14 protein-coding genes and 1 pseudogene are annotated in these 25,900 nt (G+C 45.9%); 7 read left to right on the top strand and 8 right to left on the bottom strand.

Annotated features, from left to right (window positions below; translation table 11 throughout):
- A partial coding sequence (locus MC7420_RS16025) for an RsbRD N-terminal domain-containing protein (RefSeq protein ID WP_232231723.1) occupies positions 1-491 on the bottom strand: 491 nt, incomplete at its 3' end.
- A gap of 156 nt (positions 492-647) precedes the next feature.
- On the opposite strand from MC7420_RS16025, the gene MC7420_RS16020 reads away from it, so the two are divergent.
- The 6 genes and pseudogenes from MC7420_RS16020 to MC7420_RS15995 form a co-directional block, all read left to right on the top strand.
- The gene (locus MC7420_RS16020; protein WP_044207736.1) at positions 648-1,700 is read left to right on the top strand and encodes a YihY/virulence factor BrkB family protein; all 1,053 of its coding nucleotides are present in this window, start codon (positions 648-650) and stop codon (positions 1,698-1,700) included.
- Between the two features lie 136 nt (positions 1,701-1,836).
- Positions 1,837-6,813, top strand: a complete 4,977-nt coding sequence (locus MC7420_RS35265) for a PAS domain S-box protein (protein ID WP_006101687.1) — start codon at positions 1,837-1,839, stop codon at positions 6,811-6,813.
- Between the two features lie 673 nt (positions 6,814-7,486).
- The gene (locus MC7420_RS35260; RefSeq protein WP_006101818.1) at positions 7,487-8,992 is read left to right on the top strand and encodes a CBS domain-containing protein; all 1,506 of its coding nucleotides are present in this window, start codon (positions 7,487-7,489) and stop codon (positions 8,990-8,992) included.
- Entirely contained in the window at positions 8,934-11,537 is a 2,604-nt protein-coding gene (locus MC7420_RS35255; RefSeq protein ID WP_083799042.1) for a PAS domain S-box protein, read from the top strand. The genes MC7420_RS35260 and MC7420_RS35255 overlap by 59 nt, the downstream gene beginning before the upstream one ends.
- A 147-nt stretch (positions 11,538-11,684) precedes the next feature.
- Positions 11,685-12,341 (top strand): phosphoribosyltransferase, encoded by a 657-nt coding sequence (locus tag MC7420_RS16000; RefSeq protein ID WP_006101724.1) that lies wholly within the window; start codon positions 11,685-11,687, stop codon positions 12,339-12,341.
- Between the two features lie 351 nt (positions 12,342-12,692).
- Positions 12,693-12,926 (top strand): annotated as a pseudogene (locus MC7420_RS15995) (erythromycin esterase family protein); the annotation flags it as partial.
- A gap of 117 nt (positions 12,927-13,043) precedes the next feature.
- Here the strand turns inward: MC7420_RS15995 and MC7420_RS15990 are convergent.
- Positions 13,044-13,964 (bottom strand): cation diffusion facilitator family transporter, encoded by a 921-nt coding sequence (locus MC7420_RS15990; protein WP_006101682.1) that lies wholly within the window; start codon positions 13,962-13,964, stop codon positions 13,044-13,046.
- Positions 13,965-14,231: 267 nt separating this feature from the next.
- On the opposite strand from MC7420_RS15990, the gene MC7420_RS15985 reads away from it, so the two are divergent.
- Positions 14,232-15,917, top strand: coding sequence for an NAD(P)H-quinone oxidoreductase subunit 4 (locus MC7420_RS15985; protein ID WP_006101620.1), 1,686 nt, complete (start codon positions 14,232-14,234; stop codon positions 15,915-15,917).
- A 111-nt stretch (positions 15,918-16,028) separates the two neighbouring features.
- Here the strand turns inward: MC7420_RS15985 and MC7420_RS15980 are convergent, their stop codons facing one another.
- From MC7420_RS15980 to MC7420_RS15955, 6 genes are all read right to left on the bottom strand, one after another.
- Entirely contained in the window at positions 16,029-17,396 is a 1,368-nt protein-coding gene (locus tag MC7420_RS15980) for a cobyrinate a,c-diamide synthase (protein WP_006101769.1), read from the bottom strand.
- A gap of 212 nt (positions 17,397-17,608) precedes the next feature.
- Complete coding sequence (opcA, locus tag MC7420_RS15975) at positions 17,609-18,976, bottom strand: glucose-6-phosphate dehydrogenase assembly protein OpcA (protein WP_006101805.1); 1,368 nt, start codon at positions 18,974-18,976, stop codon at positions 17,609-17,611.
- Between the two features lie 202 nt (positions 18,977-19,178).
- Positions 19,179-20,708 (bottom strand): glucose-6-phosphate dehydrogenase, encoded by a 1,530-nt coding sequence (gene zwf / locus MC7420_RS15970; RefSeq protein ID WP_006101630.1) that lies wholly within the window; start codon positions 20,706-20,708, stop codon positions 19,179-19,181.
- Between the two features lie 249 nt (positions 20,709-20,957).
- The gene (tal, locus tag MC7420_RS15965) at positions 20,958-22,115 is read right to left on the bottom strand and encodes a transaldolase (protein WP_006101623.1); all 1,158 of its coding nucleotides are present in this window, start codon (positions 22,113-22,115) and stop codon (positions 20,958-20,960) included.
- Positions 22,116-22,217: 102 nt separating this feature from the next.
- Entirely contained in the window at positions 22,218-23,282 is a 1,065-nt protein-coding gene (gene fbp, locus MC7420_RS15960) for a class 1 fructose-bisphosphatase (RefSeq protein ID WP_006101709.1), read from the bottom strand.
- 600 nt (positions 23,283-23,882) lie between these two features.
- A partial coding sequence (locus MC7420_RS15955) for a CHAT domain-containing protein (protein WP_006101746.1) occupies positions 23,883-25,900 on the bottom strand: 2,018 nt, incomplete at its 5' end.

The raw sequence follows: 25,900 nt of genomic DNA, 5'->3' as shown, positions 1-25,900 counted from the left end.
TGAGTGTCCACTAAGCGGGTCAGTTCGTGATTGGTGAGGTTGACTTGACTTTGCAGTTTTTCTAACTCCTGTAATCGTTCTTCAGTATAACTGTTGAAACAACGACCAATCACTTCATCTAGTGCCATATCGATGATTCGGGTAGCTTGCAAAATCTGAGCGGTTGAACCTTGCAATAGATCCGATTCTAAATGAGCAAAGATAATCTGGCGCAGAATTCGATATTCTCGGGCAACTTCGCTGGGATCGTAGCCTTGTTTGGCTCGGATTACCCCATGTTCTAAACTTTTCTCGACAATTGTTTGATGTGCGCCGTTTTCTGAGTCAGAAAGGATTTTGGCGATCGCCCGCAGCACTGAGGGTAAACCATCTAGCACCGCCTTATAGGTGAGTTCACGGCTACTCTCCAGTTGCCCGTCTTGGCGAACGACTTCCACCCAGTTGTTGACGATAGAGTCTAGTTTCTTGAGTAACTCTTGACTGAAATCCATGATTGAGCAGAGCGCTTGGGAATGTGAGAAGAGAGGGAGGATAGCATCTAGTATAAGGCTAAAATTATAACTTTAGAGGGTTGCGCTGCAACGCTTAAAATTTTATAAATGGTGAAAACAATGTGATATCGAAAATCCTGCGTGGAGTGGTTGGTGATGAATTTTAAGGTTGTTGGAGAACTATTTAAGGAAACGATTCAAGAATGGCAAGAGGATAAAGCGTCACGGTTAGCCGCCGCCTTAGCCTATTACACGGTGTTTTCCTTGGCACCGTTGTTGATTATCGCGATCGCGATCGCGGGTTCGATTTTTGGTCCGGAAGCCGCACGAGGGGAGATTGTCGAGCAAATTCAAGGGCTAGTTGGCACTGAGGGGGCTAAGGTAATTGAAACGGCGATTCAAAATGCGAATCGACCAAATGTTAGCAGTATTGCCTCAATTATCAGTATTGTCGTGCTGCTGTTTGGTGCATCGGGAGTCTTCGCTCAACTGCAAGATGCTTTGAATACCGTTTGGGGAGTACAACCGAAACCTGGACGACCGGTTAAAGGTTTTTTACAGAAACGGTTATTGTCTTTTTCGGTTGTGCTAGGGATTGGCTTTTTACTCTTAGTGTCTCTGATTGTCAGTGCAGCGTTAGCGGCGTTGAGTAATTATGCTAATGATTTACTTTTTGGAGTAGGATTCCTCTGGTCACTGTTAAATTGGGTGCTTTCCCTGGGTGTAATTACGCTATTGTTTGCGATGATGTACAAATTTTTACCGGATGTTAAAATTAGCTGGAGTGATGTCTGGATTGGTGCGAGTATTACTGCCATACTTTTCACGATTGGTAAGTCTTTAATTGGCATGTATTTAGGGCGAGGAAGTTTTGCCTCAACATACGGCGCAGCGGGGTCATTAGTAATTTTTCTGGCTTGGGTTTACTATTCCGCCCAAATTCTGTTTATCGGTGCAGAATTTACCCAAGTTTATGCCCGTAAGTTTGGCTCAAGCATTGTTCCTGATAAACATGCGATTCAACTGACTGAATCAGATCGGGCAAAGCAAGGAATTGCTCATACCGAAGCCCTCAAAAAAGCTGCTGGAGATTCAGAGGATTCGGAAAAATCACCTAAGGAAAAACAGTCAGGTAATGTAGGGGCTAAAGCGTTGAAAACCTACCATGATGCCGCCAGGAAAATGGGGTTAGACAAAAAACAGAAATAGGATTAAAGTTGAAGACGAGACGAGAACCCCGACTTATTTAAGAAGTCGGGGTTCTGAATCGCAAATAAATAGGCTAAGAAACGCGGCGACGCTATAATTAAGACCAAGACTTGCCTCAAAAAACAGCGCAACTGCAATGAATCAAGGATTCAACCACGCCAATCGAGACCAAGCCGTATTAATTGCCCAACTCCAAGAGAGTGAACATCGCCTCAAACAAATTCTTGATGCTGTACCTGTGGGTATTTTTGTGTCAGAAGCTGATGGGAAACCTGACTATGTAAATCAAATCGGTAAGCAAATTTTGGGTCAAGGGGGGGTTGAGTCAGTGACGGCGGATCAATTCATTGAAACCTATCGGATTTATCAGGCGGGAACCGATGAATTTTATCCCCGGAATCGCCATCCCCTATTGCAAGCGTTACAAGGGAAACGGGTACGAGTTGATGATATGGAAATCCGTCACCGCGATCGCACAATTCCCGTCGAAGCTTGGGGCGCCCCTATCTATGATTGTCAGGGAACTCTGACTCATGCGATCGCGGCGTTTGTTGATATCAGTGAACGTCAGCCGCCTGAGCAGGTTCTAGCCGATTATAATCAAAAATTAGAGCAACAGGTGGCGGAACAAACCGAAGAATTACGCCATAGCCAAGCCCGAAATCAGGCGCTATTGGCGGCGATTCCGGATATGATTTTCTGTTCCCAGGCGGATGGTACGTTTATCGATTTTAAACCCGCACCGACTATCCCCTCATTCGCCCAAGCCCAGGATTTTTTAGGCAAAAAACCGGAAGATGTTTTCCCCCTAGACATAGCCCAGAAAATTAGGGCGGCTTATCAGGAAAGCTTGGTATCGGGTGAAGTGCAACAACTCGACTATCAACTCCAGATCAAGAATCAATGGCGGGATTATGAAGCCCGTATTGTTCCCTGTAGTAACCAGGAGATCCTTTCTATCATCCGCGATATTAGCGATCGCAAACAAGCGGAAGCCCAAATTGCCTTTCAAGCCTCTCTACTGGATCAAGTCAGTAACGCTGTGATTGCCACCGATTTAGCTGGAACCATTATCTACACCAATCAATTTGCTCAGCGTATCTATCAACTCAATCCCGAAACCATACTCGGTCAATCCATTCTTGATGTTACCGTACTCCCCCAAGATAAAGCCCTGGCGCAGGAAATTTTAGCGGGTGTACAAGAAAACGGTTATTGGGAGGGGGAATTTACCGTTCAACGCCAAGATGGTAGCACGTTTCCAGTTTATGCCACGAATACCCTAATTCGAGATCACCAAGGAAATCCCATCGGCTATGTGGGTGTCAGTATTGATAGTAGCGCTCAAAAACAAGCCGAGGAACAACTGCGCCAAAGTAAACATTTTATTGAACAAATTGCAGCGGCTTCACCCTATTGCTTATATATTTATGATCTGATTGAAAATCGGAATATCTACAGCAACCAAGAAATTACCACAATTCTGGGTTATACACCCGAACAAATTCAAGCCATGGGCGAAACGTTTATCTCCAGCTTGTTGCACCCCGATGATGTCACTATCGCCTCAGAACAGTTACAAAAGCTGGCGACGGCGGCGGATGGAGAAATTTTAGAGATAGAGTACCGGATGCAGGATTCCCACGGGAAATGGCATACCTTATTTGGTCGAGAAACGGTATTCGCTAGAACCTCAGATGGTACTGTTAAGCAGGTGATTGGTACGGTAATTGATATCAGCGATCGCAAGCAAGCAGAAATTGAATTACGCAACAGTGAACAACTGTACCGTACCATGGCAAAACATTTCCCCAATGGGGCAATTTTCTTGTTTGATCATAATTTACGTTATTTGGTTGCCGATGGTCAAAGTTTAGGCAAGTCAGGTTCAGGATATAGTCGGAATGTATTAGAAGGACAAACAATTTGGGAGGCTTTATCGGAACCAGAATGTGCGCTGGTTGAACCGCTGTATCGTGATGCTTTGGCGGGGATAGAACAAACCCTGGAAATACCCTATCGCCATTGCATTCATCTGGTACAAACTCGGGCAGTGCAAAATGATGCTGGAGAAATTATGGCGGGTATGGTTGTCGTTCAGGATATCACCGAACGTAAGCAAGCCGAGGAATCCCTCAGAGAACGAGAAACCTTTTTACGCAGTATCTATGACGGGATTGAAGCGGCTGTTTTTATCGTGGATGTTCTCGAAAATGGCGAATTCTGTTATGTTAGTATTAATCCCACCCATGAACGGATGTCTGGTCTTCTCTCCTCAGAACTAAGCGGTAAGACTCCGCAAGAAGCATTAACTCCAGAAACGGCACAGGCGGTGTCTCAACGATATCATGCCTGTGTTGCATCGGGAGAACGAATGAGCTATGAAGAATGCCTACAGATTCAGGGAAAAGAAACCTGGTGGATTACCAATTTAACCCCTCTGCGGGATAGCAACTCGCGAATTTATCGACTGATTGGTACTAGCTTTAATATTAGCGATCGCAAACAGGTTGAGAAAACCTTACAGTTGCAAGCCGCCGCCATGTCAGCCGCTACCGATGGGATTGCAATTTTGAATCAGCGGGGAGAGTATGTCTGTCTTAACCAGGCGCACGCCCAAATCTTTGGTTATGATAGTGCTGCCCAACTCCTAGGTCAAAATTGGCAGACGCTGTACGATATTAGCGAATATCAACGGCTGCTGGCGGAATCTATACCCTTATTGTTAGAGCAGGGATATTGCCGCACCGAAGCTCAAGGTTTACGCCGTGATGGTAGCACATTTCCCCATGAAGTCTCGGTTACATTATTACCCGGAGGAGAAAGAATTGGCATTGTTCGCGATATTACTGAACGCAAACAAGCCGAAGCTGCACTACGAGAAAGTCAGCATTTTGTGCAACGAATTGCTGAAGCCTCTCCCAATCTTTTATATATTTTTGACCTGAATGAACAACGCAATATCTACGCCAACCGGGAAATGGCAGTGTTTCTAGGCTATACTACAGAACAAATTCAAGCTATGGGTGCAAATGTTCTGCCAACTCTGATTCATCCAGAGGATTTAGCCCGATTACCCGCCTATTTTCAACAAGTCCAAAACGCGGCGGATGGAGAAATCTTTGAAATCGAGTACCGCGTCAGAGATGCCAATGGAGAATGGCGCACACTTTTGGGTCGAGAAACTCCCTTTGCTAGAACCGCTGACGGTAGGGTTACCCAGCTTCTCGGTACCGCTACAGACATCACCGAACGCCAACAGATGGAAGCCGCCTTACAAGAGAGTGAACAGCGCTATGAGTTAGCTACTCGTGCGGCAAAGGTAGGGGTTTGGGAATGGAATCTAGAGACGAATAAATTTTATATTGACCCCATAATTAAGGCAATTCTCGGTTACGATGAGACAGAAATTGCTAATAATTTTAACGATTGGATTATCTTAATTCATCCCGATGATCAGTCCACGTTCCTAACCGCAACCCAGGCACATTTAGCCGGAGAAACCTCAGAGTACCGAGTTGAACATCGGATAATGCACAAAGACGGTTCAATTCGTTGGATTGTCGTCCGGGGACAAGCCATCCGAGATGTCCAAGGGAAGGGTATCCGCATGATTGGCACGAATACCGATATTACCGAACGCAAGTTAGCTGAAATTGCCTTACAAGAGGCAAAAGAAGCCGCCGATGCCGCAAACCGGGCAAAAAGTACATTCCTGGCAAATATGAGTCATGAATTGCGAAGTCCTCTAAATGCCATTTTGGGATTTGCTCAACTGATGAGCAATAGTGTCACTCTTCCCCAGCAATACCAAGACAATCTACGGATTATTCACCATAGTGGAGAACATTTACTGACGCTAATTAACCAAGTTTTAGATTTATCCAAAATTGAGGCTGGACGTATTACTTTGAATGAAACTACGTTTAACCTGCATCATCTTTTGGGTGAAGTTGAAGATATGTTTCGACTTAAGGTAAATGAGAAAGGGTTACAATTACGGTTTAACTGGGCGGCGGATGTTCCTGCCACAATCCAAACTGATGAAATTAAGTTACGTCAAGTCTTAATTAATCTCGTGAGTAATGCGGTTAAATTTACCTCAGCCGGGAGTGTGGTTATGAATGTTGCACAACAACGGACAAATGACGACGGACGAATGACGCTTTATTTTGAAATTAAAGATACCGGATGCGGTATTGCGGCGGATGAATTAGAGAGTATTTTTGAAGCGTTTGTGCAAAGCCAAAGCGGAGTTCAATCCCAGAGTGGAACGGGTTTAGGATTGCCGATTACGCGCAAGTTTATCCAACTGATGGGTGGGGAAATCAGAGTTGAAAGCCAAGTTAGCCAGGGAACAACCTTTACGTTTGATATTCAGGCAAAGGAAACCCAGGTGACTTCTAGCACACCTCAAACGACTTCACGTCGCGTCATTGCCCTTGCCCCAAATCAACCCCACTATCGAATTTTGATTGTGGATGATCAAGGGGAAAACCGTCAACTATTAATGCAATTGCTGAATCCCTTGGGGTTTGAACTCCAAGCGGCGAGTAATGGTGAAGAGGCGATTGAGATTTGGCAGAATTGGCAACCTGATTTAATTTTAATGGATTTGCGAATGCCGAGAATGGATGGCTACGCTGTTACCCAACACATTCGACAGTGTAGAGACGTAGCATGCTACGTCTCTACATCCCCAATCATCATTGCCCTAAGTGCTAGTGTAATAGAAGAAGAACGGTTAAAAGCCTTAGAGGTGGGTTGCGCGGATTTCATTGCCAAACCGTTTCACGAATCTGATTTGTTTGCAGCCATAAACCAACATCTGGGAATCAGCTTTATCTATGATGAACCAGAAGAAACGCCTATGCCAACGGAGACTGTTGTCTTAACATCGGATGATTTGGCTATGTTTCCTACTGATTGGTTAGCCTCGTTGCACCAAGCTACCCTTGAGGGAGATTTTGAGGAGATGTTAAGCTTGATCAATAAAATCCAGGATCAGGATAAAACCTTAGCCAAGACTCTAACCTACTTGGCTCATGATTTTCAGTTTGAACGATTACTCGATATTACTGAACCTTGGGTAAGTAAGGAGTCTGAATCATGAAATGATAACGAAATGTGAAACCCTGATCTCGTCTAAATCAGTCGTGAACAAATTCTAACCTAATAAGTGGGTAGACACAATTAAAGTTAACGGTTGAGATTAGGGAACAGAGAACAGTAAGGGTTTGAGGGCGATTTACAAAACTTTATGCATTCCCCTTTTCTTTTGTCCAATGACTTACCTTGACTGAGCGACATGTTATATAGTTGGTCTATTTGAATTGTATAACTCAATTATTTTGTTTATCCCTTGGCGACTTTTTCCTTGCTCAAACTCTTACTTAAGACGAATGTCACTGACTTTAGAGTTTGTAGTAAGCGCTTTAGCGCTTCTGGCACTAAAGTGCCTACTACGAACCCAGCTTAAGTCAGTGACATTCTACTTAAGACGAATGTCACTGACTTAAGGCTGGTGGGCAATACCCACCCTACGATAGATAAATGGTTTTTGCGCTCCCCAAATGCTTATTTCAGTGCTATTCTACTTAAGACTTTTCGGAAGTGAGTATGACGAATGACGATATAGATTACAATTAAACTAAGCTGTCATGCATTTAAATTGGGTATTAGTAGCGAGCAAGATGCTCGCACTACAAGGATTACGCCATTATTGATATTAAGGTTTAAATGCCGAACAGCTTAATTGGCTTTAAAAATCCTAATAAAACGGAAAAATGTCATCTTTCAGTCCTCTCTTGGCACAATTATCGCAATCAAAATCTATTGATCGCCATCCCCTAATCGTTACTCCCCAGATGCGGGTAACGGAGGTTATTAATCGGCTCAATGAACATCAGAGTAGTTATGTATTAGTCGTCCAAGAAAAACGGTTAGTGGGTATTTTCACGGAACGGGATTTTGTCCGCATCGCTGCCCAGCAGCTATCCCTGGAAAACTTAAGCATTCAATCGGTAATGACGCCTGATCCGATCACCGTTTCTATTGACCAAGATCAAGGCATTTTTTCCATTCTTTACCTGCTACGCCAGCATCATATTCGTCATTTACCTGTCATCGATAAAGGGGGTGAAATTATTGGAGTGATTACGCCTAAAACCATTCGAGAGGTTGTTCAACCGACTGACTTATTAAAGTTTAAACGAGTGGCAGATGTGATGACGTCTCAGGTGATTCAGAATTCTGTCACGGCGTCTCTCCTAGAAATTACTCAGCAAATGCTGACCCATAAAAAAAGCTGCATCGTGATTACTGAAACCCAAAATAACGCAGATATTGTTCCCCAGGGAATTATTACAGAACGCGATATTATTCAGTTCCAAAAAATGGGAATTAATTTTGCGATAACGTCGGCGGAAACCGTGATGAGTACCCCACTGCTTCCGATTAAAATCGATGATTCAATGATGCTGGCGAATGAAATGATGAAACGCCATAAAATTCGTCGTTTAGTGGTTGTAGACGAAGCTGGAAGACTCGCCGGAATCATTACCCAAAGTACAATCCTAGAAGCGCTGAACCCCATAGAAATGTATGCCACAGTTGAACTTTTGCGTCAACAAGTGGATGAGCGAACCCAGGAGTTAAGTCAAATCAATGAGCAATTGCAGCAAAACCTCTGCCAATATGCCAAGTTAGAAGAACAACTGCAACAAGTCAAAGACGAAGCCGCCGCCGCTAACCAAGTTAAACGTGCTTTCTTAGCTAATTTAAACCATGAATTTAGAACACCACTCCACGCGATTCTCGGGTTTGCTCAACTGATGCACCGTTCTGAATCTCTCTCATCCGAGGATCAGAAAAATGTAGGGATTATCTATAGTGCGGGTAAGCATTTGCTGGAACTGCTGGAAAACCTATTAGACTTAACCAAAAGCCAGTCTACTCACATTCGGGATACTGCAAATTTTGAGCTGTCTGACATGCTACCCAAGATTCCCGAATCCCCGATAACCATTACCTTGACGCCAACGGATTTGGCTGATTTACCGAGGGAGTGGCGAATATCGCTCCATCAAGCCACAATTGAAGGGGATTTTGATAAGATGTTGAGCCTCATCGAGGGCATCCGCGATCGCGATGAATCCTTAGCCAATTCTCTCTCTACTTTAACCCATGAATTTCAATTCGAGTACCTATTAGCTTTGACCAAACCACCTACAGATGAAGACGATGACTCTGGAGTCAATTCCTCTATACAAAGGGACAATACTAACGATTGATGATACCCCGGATAATTTGCACCTGTTAACCGAGATGTTAAGCGCACAAGGGTACAAAATCCGGATCATTCCCAATGGTAGACTGGCGCTGAAATCTATTGCTAACAATCCCCCCGATTTGATTTTACTGGATATTATCATGCCGGATATGGACGGCTATCAAGTTTGCCAACAGTTGAAGGCTTCTCCGAAAACCCAGAACATTCCGGTCATTTTTTTAAGTGGTTTAAATGAAACCTTTGATAAAGTAAAAGCCTTTGAAGTCGGTGGCGTCGATTACATTACTAAACCGTTTCAAGTGCAAGAAGTGTTAGCGCGGGTGGAGAGTCAACTGCGTCTGCAACGGTTACAAAAGCAGCTAACCGAACAAAATATCCAACTGCAACAAGAAATTCAGGAACGCCAGCAGGTAGAAATTGCCCTGAGTGAGAGTGAAAAAAAATATCGCCATCTGGTTGAAGCGTCACAAGACTTGATTTGGTCGATTAATCAGGATGGAACTTACACCTTTGTTAATCCGATTGTACACCACCTTTATGGCTACTCTCCAGAGGAAATGCTGGGACGTTCGTTTACCGAGTTTCTGTCACCGGAACGTCGCGAAGCGGATATCAATCTTTTTGAGCGTTTACTTCAGGGACAATCGGTGTTCCAATATGAAACCACCCATCTCACTAAAGCAGGGGAACCCATTCAATTATTACTCAACGCGATCGCCGTGGTTGATGACCAGGGTCAGGTTGTCGGTATAACCGGTACAGCCAGTGATATCACAGAACGTCAACAAGCACAAGAGGCATTGCGTTTAAGCGAAATCCGCTATCGAGAACTGGTAGAATTTCAGGAACAAGTCCTCGTCTGTCGCTGGAAACCGGATACCACCCTCACGTTTGTCAATCAGTCTTACTGTCGTTTTTTTGCTAAGTCTCAAACAGAACTGATTGGCACTAAATATGTAGATTTACTGCCTGATTTTATTGAAGACCAGATCAGTGATTTTGTCAAATTGCTTGTCAACCACGAATGTCCAGAAACCTCGGAACATATCATGATTTCTCATCAGGGGAAACTTCATTGGTTTAAGTGGAAAGATCAACCCATTCTGGACGAACAAGGACAAGTTATAGAAGTTCAATCCTTTGGCATTGATATTACCACGCGCAAGCAGGCGGAAGAAAAACTGCGCCTCTCAGAAGAAAATCTGGCTCAAGCTCAACGCATTGCTCATATTGGTAATTGGGAATTTGATGTAATCACAAATCAAATTATTTGGTCAGCAGAACTGTTTCGGATTTTTGGTCTGGAACCCAATCACACGGAACCCACTTATCAACAACTTCTTGACTTCATTCATCCCGATGACTGCTCAGAATTCGAGGAAACAGTCAAGCAAGCCATTGAGCAAGGACTCTGCTACGAATTAGACTTTCAGATTGTACCGAAAAATCGCACAACCGTTCGGCATCTTGAGGTAAGAATTGAACCCATTTTTGATCAACACCATCGGGTAATTAAACTCTTCGGCACCGCCTTAGATATCACCCAACGCCAAAAAGCCGAAACCGCCCTACGACAATCAGAAGCACGCGAACGAGAACGAGCGCATCAACTCCAACGCACCCTCGAAGAATTAAAACGCACCCAATCCCAGCTTGTGCAAACGGCAAAAATGTCCAGTCTGGGGCAAATGATTGCGGGAATAGCTCACGAAATTAATAATCCAGTTTCTTTTATTGTGGGCAATCTTACCATTGGTCGTCAATACTTTAATGATTTGCTGCGGCTGATTAATATTTATCAAGAAACTTATCCCAATCCCTCTTCATCTATTCAAGATATAGCGGAAGCCATTGACTTACAATTTATCCAAGAAGATTGGCATAAACTGCTCAATTCTATCCAAGAAGGGTCAGAGCGGATTCATCAGATTATTCTTTCCCTAAAGAACTTTTCTCGACTCGATGAAGCTGACCTGAAGTCGGTGGATATTCATCAAGGGATAGACAGTACCCTGTTCATTTTACAGCATCGACTCAAAAGCCCTGGAAATCGACAGGAAATTCAGGTGATTAAAGAGTATGGTCAACTCCCCCCAGTGACTTGTTATGCGAATCAATTGAATCAGGTGTTTATGAATATACTTGTTAATGCTCTTGATGCCATAGAAAGTCACTCGTCACCTGGAGTAATTAGGATCAGCACCGAAGTCGCTGATGCTCACCAACAACCACCCCCGAAAAATGGAAACCAGCAGACCGACGTTGTGATCATCCGCATTACTGACAATGGAATTGGCATTTCTGAGGAGGTGCAACCGCAAATCTTTGATCCATTTTTTACAACAAAACCCGTGGGCAGTGGTACAGGTTTGGGCTTATCCATTAGCTACCAAATTATCGTTGAGAAACACCAGGGACAACTCAGTTGCTTGTCCACCCCAGGGGAAGGGACAACGTTCATGATCGAGATTCCGATCAAACCGCGATCGCAACAGCCAAGAAAAATTTCCTTAAATGACATGGATCTTGCGAAGGAAATTAGCTAGGGTTTTGAGTTGTTCAGGTATCCATCTGTAGGTTGACGAATTTCTGGCACCTAGCGATCTAATCTAAAAGACGAGGAAACAGGGAACAGTTTCAACTTAATTCACTGACTAAAATTAGTTGTCTAAAATTTACAAACTAGAATAATTATGCTTTTCAAAACTAGAAAAGAAGCAGGTCAAAGACTCACCAGCGATCTGAAAGAGTATGCCAACCGCCCCGATGTGATTGTCTTGGGATTACCCCGTGGGGGTGTACCGGTGGCGTATGAAGTAGCGAGAGGACTCAATGCGCCTCTAGATGTGTGGCTGGTTCGCAAATTAGGCGCACCGGGTCACGAAGAATTAGCCATGGGTGCGATCGCCAGTGGTGGTACCCGCATTTTAAACAAGGACGTAGTGCGATCGCTGGGTGTATCCGAGCAAGCGATTGACCAAGTAGCGGCAAAAGAGCAACAAGAATTAGAACGGCGGGAAAAGGCTTACCGAGGGGATCTGCCGCCTCTGGAGTTACGCGATCGCACCGTACTTTTAGTGGATGACGGTTTAGCGACAGGCGCATCGATGCACGCCGCTGCCGTTGCCTTGCGACAGCATGACCCAAAGAAAATCGTTGCCGCTGTCCCCGTTGCTGCGCCAGAAACCTGCAAGGAGTTTAAAGTCAAGGTAGACAAAATCATCTGTAGTGAAACACCGCAACCGTTCCACGCCGTCGGTCTGTGGTACGACAAATTTGACCAAACCACTGACCAAGAAGTACGTGACTTGATAGAGCGTGCAGCCAGTCAACAACCGACTAGAGCTTAAGTAGGTGGGGACAATTAAAGGGATTGTCATTTGTCATTTGTCATTTGTCATTTGTAAGGGTTTAGGGACATTGTAGGGGCGGGTTTAGGGACAATTGTAGGGGCGGGTTTAGGGACAATTGTAGGGGCGGGTTTAGGGACAATTGTAGGGGCGGGTTTAGGGACTCAATTCAGATATCCACCAATAACGAAACAACAAAACCCGCCCTGCCTCACCAATAACGAAACAACAAAACCCGCCCTGCCTCACCAATAACGAAACAACAAAACCCGCCCTGCCTCACCAATAACGAAACAACAAAACCCGCCCTGCCTCACCAATAACGGAAAAACAAAACCCGCCCTGCCTCACTTACGGGAGCAAAACCCCGCCGTGCAAGGGTTACAGAAGCCGCGTTTAGAACGTGCGATCGGAGTAATTTATCTGCCCCAAACCGAGCGCGTCAGCCATTATTTCCAGGCGCGATTACCGGAACAGTTTGATGCAATTATCCATTTTGACGAGACTCGCGCCGTCGAACCCTTAGAACGCACGCCTCGATGGGATCGAGGTGAAGCACCCGAAACCTTCCCCATGGGTGTGTGATATTGGGTCAACCTTCCCGATTGAAAAGGGCACGATGATATCGTGCCCCTACAAGAATAATATGCTTGGTGAATGTAAAAGGTACTGCCATGCCCCTACAAGTAGAAACATGAACAATCAAACCCGATTTTCTGAAGCCAAAGTGCAGGGTTGACTCGGATCACCCGTTTCGATTTGGATCGTCGGATGTTCAATGCCAAACTGGTCATGCAGATGCTGGGATACCCTAGTCAAAAACGCATCACCCGGATACCCTTTGGGTATCACCAGATGAGCCGTTAACGCTATTTCTGTCGTACTCATTGCCCAGATATGCAGGTCATGGACTTGATCAACCTCAGGAAGTTCAGTTAGATACGTGCGGATGGCAAGGGGTTCAATCCCTTCCGGAACCGCATCTAGGGCTAAATTCAGCGACTCCCGAAACAGTTGCCAAGTATTCACCACCACAACCACCACAATAACTAAACTGACAGCCGGGTCGAACCACAGCCACCCCGTCACCGCGATCGCAATACCCGCCAGCACGACTCCCACAGACACCAGCGCATCCGCCGCCATGTGTACAAATGCACCGCGAATGTTCATATCTTCTTGACGACCTGACATGAACAGGAGTGCTGTAATGGTATTGATCACCACACCAACCAAGGCAACACCAATCACAATACCACCGGGTACAGATTGAGGATTAACGAACTTTCTCACCGCTTCCCACGCCACTGCACCCATAGCCACGAGGACAAGGGTAGCATTTAAAAGAGCCGCCAAAATCGAGGAACGACGGAAGCCGTAGGTATAGCGCTTGGTTGGAGAACGTTGGGACAACATATTCGCACCCCAAGCCAGAACCAAGCCTAAGACATCACTGAGATTGTGACCCGCATCTGCCATTAACGCCAGGGAGTTGTAGAAGATACCCGAAAAGGCTTCAACAATGACAAACCCGCCATTGAGAATCAGACCAATGGCAAAAGCGCGATTGTAGTTGAAGGATTCGTGGTCGTGATGGTGAGGGTGATGGTGGTTGTGGGACATTCACTTAGTCGTTCAAAATACTCTTTGAGCAACGCTTGCCCTAGACAATTGAAAATTGAATGAATTTCAGATGGGTGTACCTTAACATAAAGGTTAGATTTTTCCCCTCATCTCCCAGAGGTAGAATGCGAAGCGAAACAAGATCAATCAGCTCAGTAGATGGTGGGGAGATGCCTTATGGTGATCTGATATAAATATTTATGAGAAAAGTGTTACAAAGCTTAGTAAAATAACATCATCTGTTAACTAAGCATTTTTACCATCGTTATGATAGCCGATTCATTTCCCTGGCTGAGTGCGATCGTCCTATTACCACTCATTGCCTCACTTGCCATTCCTCTACTGCCAGATAAGGGGGGTAAGACAGTGCGATGGTATGCCCTCGGTGTCGCGATCGCAGATTTTCTGTTGATGCTGTACACCTTTTGGCAGCATTACGATTCCAGCAGCGCCACATTCCAACTCACCGAAAAGTATACCTGGATACCTCAATTAGGTCTCAGTTGGGCAATATCTGTGGATGGACTGTCACTTCCCCTGGTACTTCTGGCGGGACTGGTGACAACGCTCTCCATTTTCGCAGCTTGGCAAGTCGATCACAAGCCTCGCCTCTTCTATTTTTTGATGCTGGTGCTGTATTCGGCACAAATTGGCGTCTTTATCGCCCAAGACATTCTGCTCCTATTTATTATGTGGGAACTGGAACTGGTTCCCGTTTATCTCCTCGTCTCGATTTGGGGGGGACAGAAGCGTCAATACGCCGCGACCAAATTCTTACTCTATACTGCCGCCGCCTCTATATTTATTTTGGTAGCTGGGTTAGCCATGGCACTCTATGGCGAGGGCACAATCAGCTTTGATATGGTTGAACTCGGCATCAAGGATTACCCCTTGGCATTAGAACTGCTGCTATATGCGGGATTATTAATTGCCTTTGGAGTTAAATTAGCGGTTTTCCCCTTGCACACCTGGCTTCCTGATGCTCATGGTGAAGCATCTGCTCCTGTATCAATGATTTTAGCCGGGGTACTCCTGAAAATGGGTGGATATGGATTAATTCGCTTGAATTTAGAGCTCCTTTCTGATGCTCACGTTTACTTTGCCCCAATTCTGGCGATGCTAGGGGTGATCAATATTGTCTATGGTGGACTCAACTCCTTTGCCCAGCCGAATATGAAGCGGCGTCTTGCCTTTTCCTCCGTGTCTCACATGGGGTTTGTCCTCCTCGGAATCGCCTCATTCACGGACTTAGGGATTAGTGGGGCGATGTTGCAAATGATTTCCCACGGTTTAATTGCCGCTGTGCTATTCTTCCTAGCTGGGGTTACCTACGATCGCACTCACACCTTAGCCTTAGATAGTATGGGTGGTATTGGTCAGGTTATGCCCAAAGTCTTTGCCCTGTTTACCGCCGCCGCGATGGCATCAGTCGCCCTTCCGGGAATGAGTGGGTTTGCCAGTGAACTCTCTGTCTTTGTCGGGGTGACAACCAGTGATATTTATAGCTCAACCTTCCGCACAGTAACAGTCTTCCTCTCGGCGTTGGGACTGATCCTTACACCTATCTATCTCCTCTCTCTACTCAGACAAGTCTTTTACGGAGCAGGCGTCGCCCCAACCTGTGAACTTGATAATTCCAACTTCGAGAATAAGGATGAAGAAGGAGCCGTTTGCTTTGGGACAGACTGTGTTTTGCCTGCTAATGCCGTTTACACCGATGCTAAACCACGGGAAGTTTTTATTGCCGCTTGCTTTTTAGTGCTGATTCTGGGTATTGGGTTCTATCCCAAACTCGCCACCCAGCTTTATGACGCGAAGACGGTAGCGGTTAACGCGCAGCTACGGGAAGCGTATTTCCAAGTCGCCCAAGATAAGCCCCAGATTTATGCTCAAGGATTATCGGTTCCTCAAATTAAGGAACCATCGGTAGCAACGGTTTCCTATAATCGGTGACATCCTCCTACACCGAATCAGAGATTACGGTGTAGGCTTCCTTGGTCGCATCCCTGAACTTCGACAGGCTCAGTTGCCGCGAAGTCGAAGGGCTACGGTGTCTTACGCTACTTAATTTGGATTAAATTGCTGACAACATTTCAAAAAACGCTGAGGAATATCTACTGTTCCACCCCAATGCAGATGAATATAGGACGCATGTAATTGATGCATTCGCCACCCCTCAATCCCAACTTTTCCCTTCGGATCATATCCTCTTGTTTCAAACAAAGGATGCTCAGGACTTGCTGTTAACTGGGAACGATGAAATTCATGTCCCCAAACCCTTTCACCCATTAATACCAATGGCGTATGTTGTAATGCCGTTGCTTGACGATATCCCAGGGTTAAACGTTTGCCCATTACCGCCTCTGTGGGTAATATCCCTACCATCGACCAACATTTTTCCTCAAAATCTGTAACCTGTTGACATAAATACATCAACCCACCACATTCAGCATAGGTAGGCATTCCCTGAACAATGGCATTCCATACTGCCTGACGCGCCTCGATATTATGCGCCAATTCCTGGGCAAACACTTCGGGGAATCCCCCACCAAAAAAAAGTCCCTGCACGTCTTCGGGTAATGTGGTATCCCCCAGGGGACTCCAGGGAACTAATTCTGCTCCCAACTGTTGCAATAAATCCAGATTATCTTGATAGTAGAAACTAAAGGCGCGATCGCGAGCGATGGCGATTCGGGTAACGGATTGAGTTACAGAGGTATTTAACGGTTGATTGGTAACGGTTAAATCGTGAATCTCTGCCCTCAACAGAGGCAATAAACGCTCCCAGTTAAAGCAGGTTTCGCCAATATCAGCCAGTTGATCAATTAACTGATCCAGAAACGTCAGTTCATCGGTGGGAACTAATCCCAGATGGCGATCGGGAATCGTCAGACTATCCTGACGCCGGAGTACACCGAGTATAGGTAATTGTAGGGGTTCTAGGGCATCTTGAAGCAATTCTAAATGGCGATCGCTCCCCACTCGATTCAACACCACCCCAGCCACTTGGATGCTCTGATCAAAGCAACAATACCCCTGTGCGATCGCGGCGACGGAACGGGATAAGCGACTACAATCTAAAACCAACAGCACCGGGACATTTAACAGTCGGGCAATATGCGCTGTACTGGCAACATCATCGCGTCCTGATGCACCATCAAACAACCCCATCACCCCTTCAATCAGAGCATAGTCTACCCCATTCAGATGACGCTTAAAACAGGCTTGAACATAAGTTTCCGACGTTAACACCGGATCTAAATTGCGACAGGGACGTCCCGTTACCCGTTGATGAAACATCGGGTCAATGTAATCTGGACCCACTTTAAAGGATTGCACTCGACGATACCGTCGCGATAAACACGAAAGTAGGGCAAGCGTCACAGTTGTTTTGCCTACCCCACTCCGTTCACCAGCAATAATTAAAGCCATAGGGGGAATTGGGGAAGTTTTGCTCCTTCACTTCGTTAGTCGGACATTGCGCGTGAATGTGTAGGGGCGGGTTTAGGGACTTTATGCTTGGTTGTTGAGGATAACGTTTGTACGAAACCCGCCCTCCTCTCCCCCTGATCCTAGATGTTCACCGGAACATCTCTACAATCCCGACACCCGACACCCGACACCCGACACTCATCACCGAATCCCTAACTCCCAGCGTTCATGATCTGCCCAGTCACCGCCAGACTTTCTTCATAGAGCAAATCGCGACTCCAACGCTGCAACTGCTGACTCAACAACTGCTCCGTTTTTTGGTCAAACATCGGTGTAACCTGCTGAATCCGGCACGCTTGCGCCCCGCCATGTGCCTCCATCCGCATACAACCCGTGGTTTGGGAACACAACACAGTACAGCAGTCTGCATCCATATTTGTCGAACCCAAACGCAGGCTAATCAAATCTCCCGCCACTTCTCCCACATCAGCCGTGGGAATTCCGGCTAATTCAGCTTCGACTGGGCGATGTTCAGGAGTCGTAAATTTAACCCGCCGGATATCATATTCCCCGCCCTCTTTCGTATAAGAAACCGGACGCCACTGGAGTCGAGATGCTAGCCACCCCAGAAACATTAATGCCTGAGCTGGATTACCTTGCTCGTAATCAATTGTTACTTGGTCAACCTCTTTGAGCGCAGAGCGGCGTTCTGGCGGATCAAATGCCTCAGCCGCCAATTCTTGCCATGAGGCTAACCGTTGCCAATTCAGGTCAGCCATGGGGATGTCCTGGGTGATGAACTGCTGTAGTCGCGCCAACGCCTCTTCTGGTTTTTGGAAGGCACTGGAATCCACAATCACGTTATTGCTAATTCCAGCCAGTCGTTTGAACAACCCATAATCTGGATCAGGGGTTCCCTTCCACCAAATAAATTGGGGTAGATCACTAATCATCAGTTCACAAATCATGCCCCCGATGCGCTCTAAAGCTGCTGGTGTGCCACTCAAGGTAATGTATTCACAGCAAACGAGGGTACTTTGACTGTGCTTTTGCATCGGACAAGAAGCAGAAACCTGTGCCGTTACGCCTTCATCTTCACCAACAATTGGACACAGGGCGATAATTCGACAAGGATTCGCCGCCGCGATCGCATCAGCAATTCCCGATCCTTCTATATCAGCTGAATAGGTTTGCCGTCTGGTTTGCCCATTTCCATTCACCTCTTGCTGATGCCGCTCATTATACTCTTCGCGCAGTTTTTCCTTAGTTTTGTCATCCGCCTTCCCTGTTCTCGGCAATCCATAAGTTTTCTGGGCAGCTTTGATGGCGGCAAACATGCGCGGTCCAATAATTCCGTCAATGGGACCCGAATAATATCCCAATGCGCTTAAAAGCAGTTGAGTTTCTTCCGGTTCGTAAACCACCAACGTAAAAGTAGTTGCTCGTACAGCACTAGGAACATCCGTATTATTATCTGTTGTACTGTAGCTTTGCCAGATATGACGCAGTTCTTCCTCAATTTCACTTAAGGAAACGTCTTTAGGTGATTGTAGAGATAGGATTGGAGGCGATTGTACCATTGTTAATTATCCTTCGTTTTTGGTTGTTGGTCATTGGTCATTCGTCATTCGTCATTCGTCATTCGTCTTATGTGATACTTGAACGGTTAGGTCGGGGCGGGTTTAGTTATATCAGGGTGAAAACGAAACGTTAGTAGTGAAACCCGCCCCTACACACTCTTCCCCATCTTCCCCATCTCCCTCATCTTCCCCATCTCCAAAACTAAGGTCTACGCCAGCGTCGTCCATCCCGATTAATCAGGTGTTCCGCCTCCGTAGGTTCCCATGTTCCGGCTTCGTATTGGGGAATGGTTTCGGGATCAGTGGGTGCTTCCCAAGCGGATAGGGCTGGGGTGATCACCCGCCAGGCTTCTTCCACTTCATCGGCGCGGGTAAATAGCGTTTGATCTCCCAACATACAATCGAGTAATAATCGATTGTAGGCATCGGATGTCGCCATGCCAAAGGACGAACCATAGCTAAAATCCATATCCACTGTGCGGGTACGAAGCTGGGGACCCGGCATTTTCGCCTCAAATCGCAGGGAAATGCCTTCATTGGGTTGAATCCGCATCGTCAGCACATTGGGACTGGTTTGTTGGGCGGCGGATTGGAAAATCAGTAAGGGAACATCGCGAAACTGAATCGAAATCTCACTGACTTTCTTCGGTAACCGTTTCCCAGTCCGCAGGTAGAAGGGAACACCTTGCCAACGCCAGTTATCGATCATGAGTTTCATCGCCACATAAGTGGGTGTGATCGAGTTGGGATCAACGCCTTCTTCTTCTCGATATCCTGATACTGCCTCTCCTTTCATCCAACCTGCCTTGTACTGACCCCGAACCGCTGAACATTCTAAGTTATTAATATCGGCTAAATGTGTTGCCTGAACTACTTTTACTTTTTCAGTCCGGATACTATCCGCATCTAGGGAATTGGGTGGCTCCATTGCGGTTAAGCAAAAGAGTTGCATCAAATGGTTCTGCACCATATCTCGCAGCGCACCCGATGTTTCATAGTAACCCGCTCTATCTTCGACGCCCACGGTTTCGGCTACGGTAATCTGAACGTGATCGACAAACTGGCGATTCCACAAGGGTTCAAAGATGGCGTTGGCAAAGCGGAAGACTAACAGGTTCTGAACGGTTTCTTTGCCCAAGTAGTGATCAATGCGATAAACCTGTTCCTCACGACACACTTGCTGCACAACGCGGTTGAGAATTTGTGCTGAACTCAAATCTCGACCAAAGGGTTTTTCAATTACCAGGCGATGCTTCATTGGATCATCCAGCATTCCGGCTGTCCCCAGTTGGCGGATGGCTTCAGGGAAAAATTTGGGCGCAACGGCGAGGTAAAATACTCGATTTCCTCGGGTTCCCCGTTTACCATCCAGTTCTGCCAAAAATGCTTTCAATTTCTGATAGCTTTCTGGTTTATCGATATTGCCGGGACAATAGAATAGCCCTTCAGCAAAATCATTCCACAGTTCTTCAGAGTGAATTCCGTCAGAAAACTCCTCAATCCCTTCCCGCATCTGTTCGCGAAAATAGTCATGACTCCATTCGCGACGAGCTACCCCAACAATCGTTATTTCTGAAGGAAGTCGTCGTTGGCGTTTAAGCTGATACAGGGAGGGAACTAGCTTGCGTTGGGTTAGGTCTCCAGATGCGCCAAAAATCACTAAGATCAGCGGTTCTGGACTCCGTTCCTGTTGTAAACCAACGCGCAGGGGATTTTCTGTAAATGTCACCATTTCGAGTTTTGAGTTGAGTGTAGAGACGCGCCATGGCGCGTCTTTGGTTTTAAGTGTGTAGGGGCGGGTTTTACTATATCTCGTTTCTAGACCTCACCCGGATGTGACTCAACCCGCCCCGACCAAGTTTATACCATGGGTTATTGGTTTACACGGCTCATCGGCAATTTCCCGTTTAATGCGCTACATCGGTAAGGGCGCAAGGCTTGCGCCCCTACTGTAGGGTATACCTCACGCCTTAAGGTATCGCTATACCGTTGCTAAGTCTTTGACTTTGCTATCCAGGGAGGACATTAAGGACTCAAAGGGCTTGACAAATTTGTCAATGCCTTCCTCAAGCAGTTCATCCATGACTTGATCCAGATCGATCGCGACATCGGGATCTTTGAGGTTTTCGATTAACTGGTATGCCTTTTCCACATCGGTTTCAATCCGATTTTCCGGAGAACAGTGATCGGCACAGGCTTCGATAGTATTTGGGGGTAGGGTGTTGACCGTATTAGGACCAATCAACTCATCCACGTACATGACATCACTGTAGTCGGGATTTTTGGTGCTGGTACTTGCCCAGAGTAGGCGTTGTACGTTGGCACCTTTAGCAGATAGGGCTTTCCAGCGATCGCTTTGGATTACTTCTTTAAACTTCTGATAAGCGATTTTGGCATTAGCGATCGCGACTTTGCCTTTCACGTCTTTTAGTTTTGCCTCTTTCTCGATCCGGTCTACCCCAGCTTCGAGTTTTTTGTCGATGGAATCGTCTATCTTGCTATCAATCCGGCTGAGGAAAAAACTGGCAACAGAGGCTATCTTGCTAATATCTTCTCCTTTTTCTGCCCGTTTTTCTAAGCCTCGGATATATGCCCAAATGGTATCAATGTAACTTTGTACAGAGAAGAGTAAGGTGACATTGACGTTAATCCCTTCACTAATCACTTGTTCAAACGCAGGTAAGCCTTCGGAAGTGCCGGGAATTTTAATCATTACATTTTCCCGACCAATCTCTTGGTAATACCGACGGGCTTCATTAATCGTGCTTTCGGTATCGTTGGCGATGGTAGGAGGAACTTCGATACTGACGTAACCATCAAGTCCATCAGTTTGGTCGTAAATCGGCTTGAGAATATCACAAGCGTTGCGAATATCCTCAAAGATTAGGGATTCATAAATCTCCTCTACCGATTTGTCTGCCTTAATCCCAGCTTCGATATCGGCGTCGTAAATGGCATTTCCGGCGATCGCTTTTTCAAAAATCGCTGGGTTGGAGGTAATCCCGTGAACCCCGCGACTTTCAATTAACTGCTTCAGTTCACCGGATTCGATAATAGTACGGCTAAGATTATCCATCCAGATACTCTGACCGTAATCATTTTCGATTTGGAAGATAGGATTATTGGCTGTTGCTGTCATGCTTAAACTCCTAAGTTAGGGTATAGATTACTATTCGTCTGGATTCAAGGACATATCCCTGGGTTAAGTAACCCTGAATTCTTCGTTACGATTGATACTAGGCTAAGAACGAGACGCGATCGCTTCTTTGGATTCTCGTGTTCGTTCTTGAATAAAGGACTCCACTAACGCCACATCCTCTTTACTCCCGATAATCAACGGTGTGCGCGTATGGAGTTTTTCTGGCACCACATCCATCAGGTTTTCGGTACCCGTACTGGCTCGCCCTCCCGCTTGTTCTATTAAAAAGGCTAAGGGCGCGGTTTCATAGAGTAGACGCAACTTCCCTTCCGGTTTTTTCACGGTACCGGGATAAATAAATACGCCCCCTTGACACAAAATCCGATGGAAGTCTCCCACTAAAGCTCCACTATAGCGAGCCGTATACCCTTCATGGCGATGGACGTAGCGAATATAGTCGCGAATCGATTCATCCCATTGCCAGAAGTTCCCTTCATTGACACTATAAACCGGTCCATGATCTGGCACTTGCATATTTTCCTGGGACAGAATAAACTCACCCAAGCTGGGATCAAGGGTAAACGCATGAACCCCAGTGCCAATGGAGTAAACCAGCATTGTACTCGGTCCATAGATCACGTAGCCTGCTGCGATTTGTTGGTGTCCATCCTGCAACAGATCCGTGGCTTCGCCGTCGATATCGTCGCCTTGTTGCCGACGAATCGCAAAAATTGAGCCGATATTCAAGTTAATATCAACATTCGAGGAGCCGTCAATCGGATCATAGATCAGGGAATACCGACCAATCGGGCAGTTTTCGGGAATGTAGTAGGGTTTTTCCATTTCCTCGGACGCCAAGCGGCAAACGAGTCCACTTTGTTTAAACACCGAGATAAATACATCATTAGCATAAGCATCCATCTTTTTGACGGATTCGCCCTGCACATTCACATTCCCGGTAAATCCCAACGCACCTTCGACCAAATCAGCGCGACTCAACCGTCGAGAAATAATTTTGGCGGCTAAGGCAATACGATTCATTAAGGCACTGAGATCTTGGGCGTCAGCACTAAAACTCTTAAGCTGTTGCAGAACGTGACGGGATAGCGTGGTACAATCCCGATCCAGAGAATGCTCTTCCACTAGAGACCGCTCGACATCTGCCATATTCTTTCCTCCTTATCGGTCACGCTGTTGGTAAGCGAGGGTACATCGTCAAGAAGCCCTGATACCAATCCTGGCATGGTAGTCTTTTCCACTTTACTCCCTATCTTAGAGAGGCATTGACCAACAAGCGTCCCACTTTAGAGGAATTTTGACATCTTTTCCGGCTGGATGGGGGGGTCAGTTGTTCAGATTGCATCGAAATGATGCTAAATTCAGGTTGATCAAGGAGTGCGATCACCCTAACGCCCGTTCGTTGGTAGTTATGGCTTTAGCCTTGCTTGCGTTGATTAAACGGAAGTTTTCCCAGCCGAAAAATTGAAACTGCATCGCCGTGCGGCTTGGTAAGTTAATCTCGGAGACGCGAACAGTATTCGTAGTGGCGTGGCATCAAAGTTTAGATCCCCCTAAATCCCCCATGGAACAAAAAGCGAAGCATCCTCTGGCTTCCCCCTGTCATGCATTTAAATTGGGTATTAGTAGCGAGCAAGATGCAAAGCCTGCGGCATGGCTTCGCTAAAGCCTGCGGCATGGCTTCGCTAAACGCACTACAAGGTTTTCACCATTATTGACATTAAGGTTTAAATGCCGAACAGCTTAGAGTTAATTCCACTCGCCTTGTAATGTAAACGCTGCCCAATAATAGGGAGATTTCCATTGAGTTTCCCGTTGCATTTGTAACTGAGTTTCCCGCAACGCTTGGGCAGGCTTTAACCCCTCATTCAACATTAACTGATAAAATCGCGTCATAAACTCCGCCGTTGCTGCATCATCCACATTCCACAAACTCACCACTAAACGCGGTGCCCCCGCATACATAAACCCTCGCGTTAAACCGACTAATCCTTCGCCTCGAATTTCTTCTCCTAATCCCGTTTGACAAGCACTTAATACCACTAATTCCGCTGGCAGATTTAGGTTAAAGATATCATGGAGACGCAAGAAGCCATTTTGGGAATTCCCTTGTTTATCCACCAAGGATAACACCACACCGGATAATTCGGGCGCTTCACTATTGAGAATTCCGTGGGTGGCTAAATGAATGATTTGATAATTTTGCAGTTGGGGATTGTCGATAAAGTCACGATTGGCATCAAAGTCAAAGGCGTTAACTTGAGTGGCTGATGCGACTAAATTGAGAATGGCTTCCGCTTCCGTGCGCGTTCCGGGGAGGCGATTTAATTCAATGTCAGAAACGCGAACAGAACGGTTGAGTAAGAGTTGGTTTAAATCCAGTTCTGTGCCTCGGCTTGAGGAATTTTTAAGGCGGTTATCATTATCCGTGAAAACGGGATCAGCCAGAATCGCTAATTGTTGGGGCGCTTTCTGACGTCCGTTAATTTGGTCACGAATAATCCCTAAGGTGGAACTGGAGGGTAAGTTGACCAGTTCGTATTGATTAATTAAGGGAACGGGAGTATCGGTATCGGCAGTTTCGGGTGTGGCTAAAGCAGCAAAAGGAATGTATTGTAATGCCCCATCCGCGACAACAACGATGCGTTTTTTAGTTAATTGTTCAGCCACTTCTCCGAACAGGAGTTCACTCAGTTGTGCCACAGAATTTAAATTATCACGGGGGACAACTTTAGCAATACCTCTGGGATTGCCAATTTCATAACCGGGAATTTGTAAGAGGCGATAAAAGCGTCGGGCGAAAGTTTCGATTTCATCTCTGGGAGGGAGTTGATAACTGGTAAAGCCATCTTTGGTTACTGCCCACAGATAACTATTCTCTCTTCCCAAGGAATACTGTAATAAAATAGTATCCTCATCCAGAATCTGTTGTTGAACTTGTTCTAAGGTGAGGGGTTGGGGATATTTCAGGGCGGCATATTGAGGACTTGTCCCCCGGATTTGGTCTTGTAGTTGTTGATAGTCAGCTAAAAGTTGTTGTCGTTGTTGTTCAATGGCAGTTTTTTGGGCTGGAGTTGATTCCGGATTACTATAAATTTCAATCCGTTGTTTTTCCGTCGCATCGAGTTTGGCGTTTAAGGTTTGTTCTTGTTGCAGTAAGTCAGGATCGACACCTTCTCGGATATTGGCATTGGCTTCGGTGAGTAATTCTAATAGGGTTCTGGCGCGAGAACTTTCACTGATGTGGAAGGCTAGTTTATCGTAGCCTTGATCCGGGTTTTGTTGATGCAGTTGCATCAGTAAGTCGATGTAGAATTGGTAATAACCTTGTACGGTTGAAAAATAAGTTTGGCGTAGTTCAGGACTAGCTACTTTAGTCCGTAAATCTTCAATAATCTCAATCGAGGCTTGTATTTGAGTTAACGCTAGTTGGAGATTGCCTCGGCTTCTTTCTTCGTAGGCGATATTGTAGAGGGTTATTGCTTCTCCGGCGCGATCGTCTACAGCTTGGGATAAAAATAAAGCCTGTTGCAAGTACTCTAATGCCTGTTGTTTTTCTCCTAAATCAGAATAGACACCACCAATATTATTCAAAGTCGTTGCTTCTCCGGCGCGATCGCCTACAGCTTGGGATAAAGATAAAGCCTGTTGATAGTACTCCAATGCCTGTTGTTTTTCTCCTAAGGCATTATAGACGCTACCAATATTATCCAAAATCGTTGCTTCTTGGGTGCGATCGCCTACAGCTTGGGATAAAGATAAAGCCT

Source organism: Coleofasciculus chthonoplastes PCC 7420 (assembly GCF_000155555.1).
Taxonomy (GTDB): Bacteria; Cyanobacteriota; Cyanobacteriia; order Cyanobacteriales; family Coleofasciculaceae; genus Coleofasciculus; species Coleofasciculus chthonoplastes_A.
The sequence above is the reverse complement of the archived record's forward strand: the minus strand, read 5'-3'. Positions and strand labels throughout refer to the sequence as shown.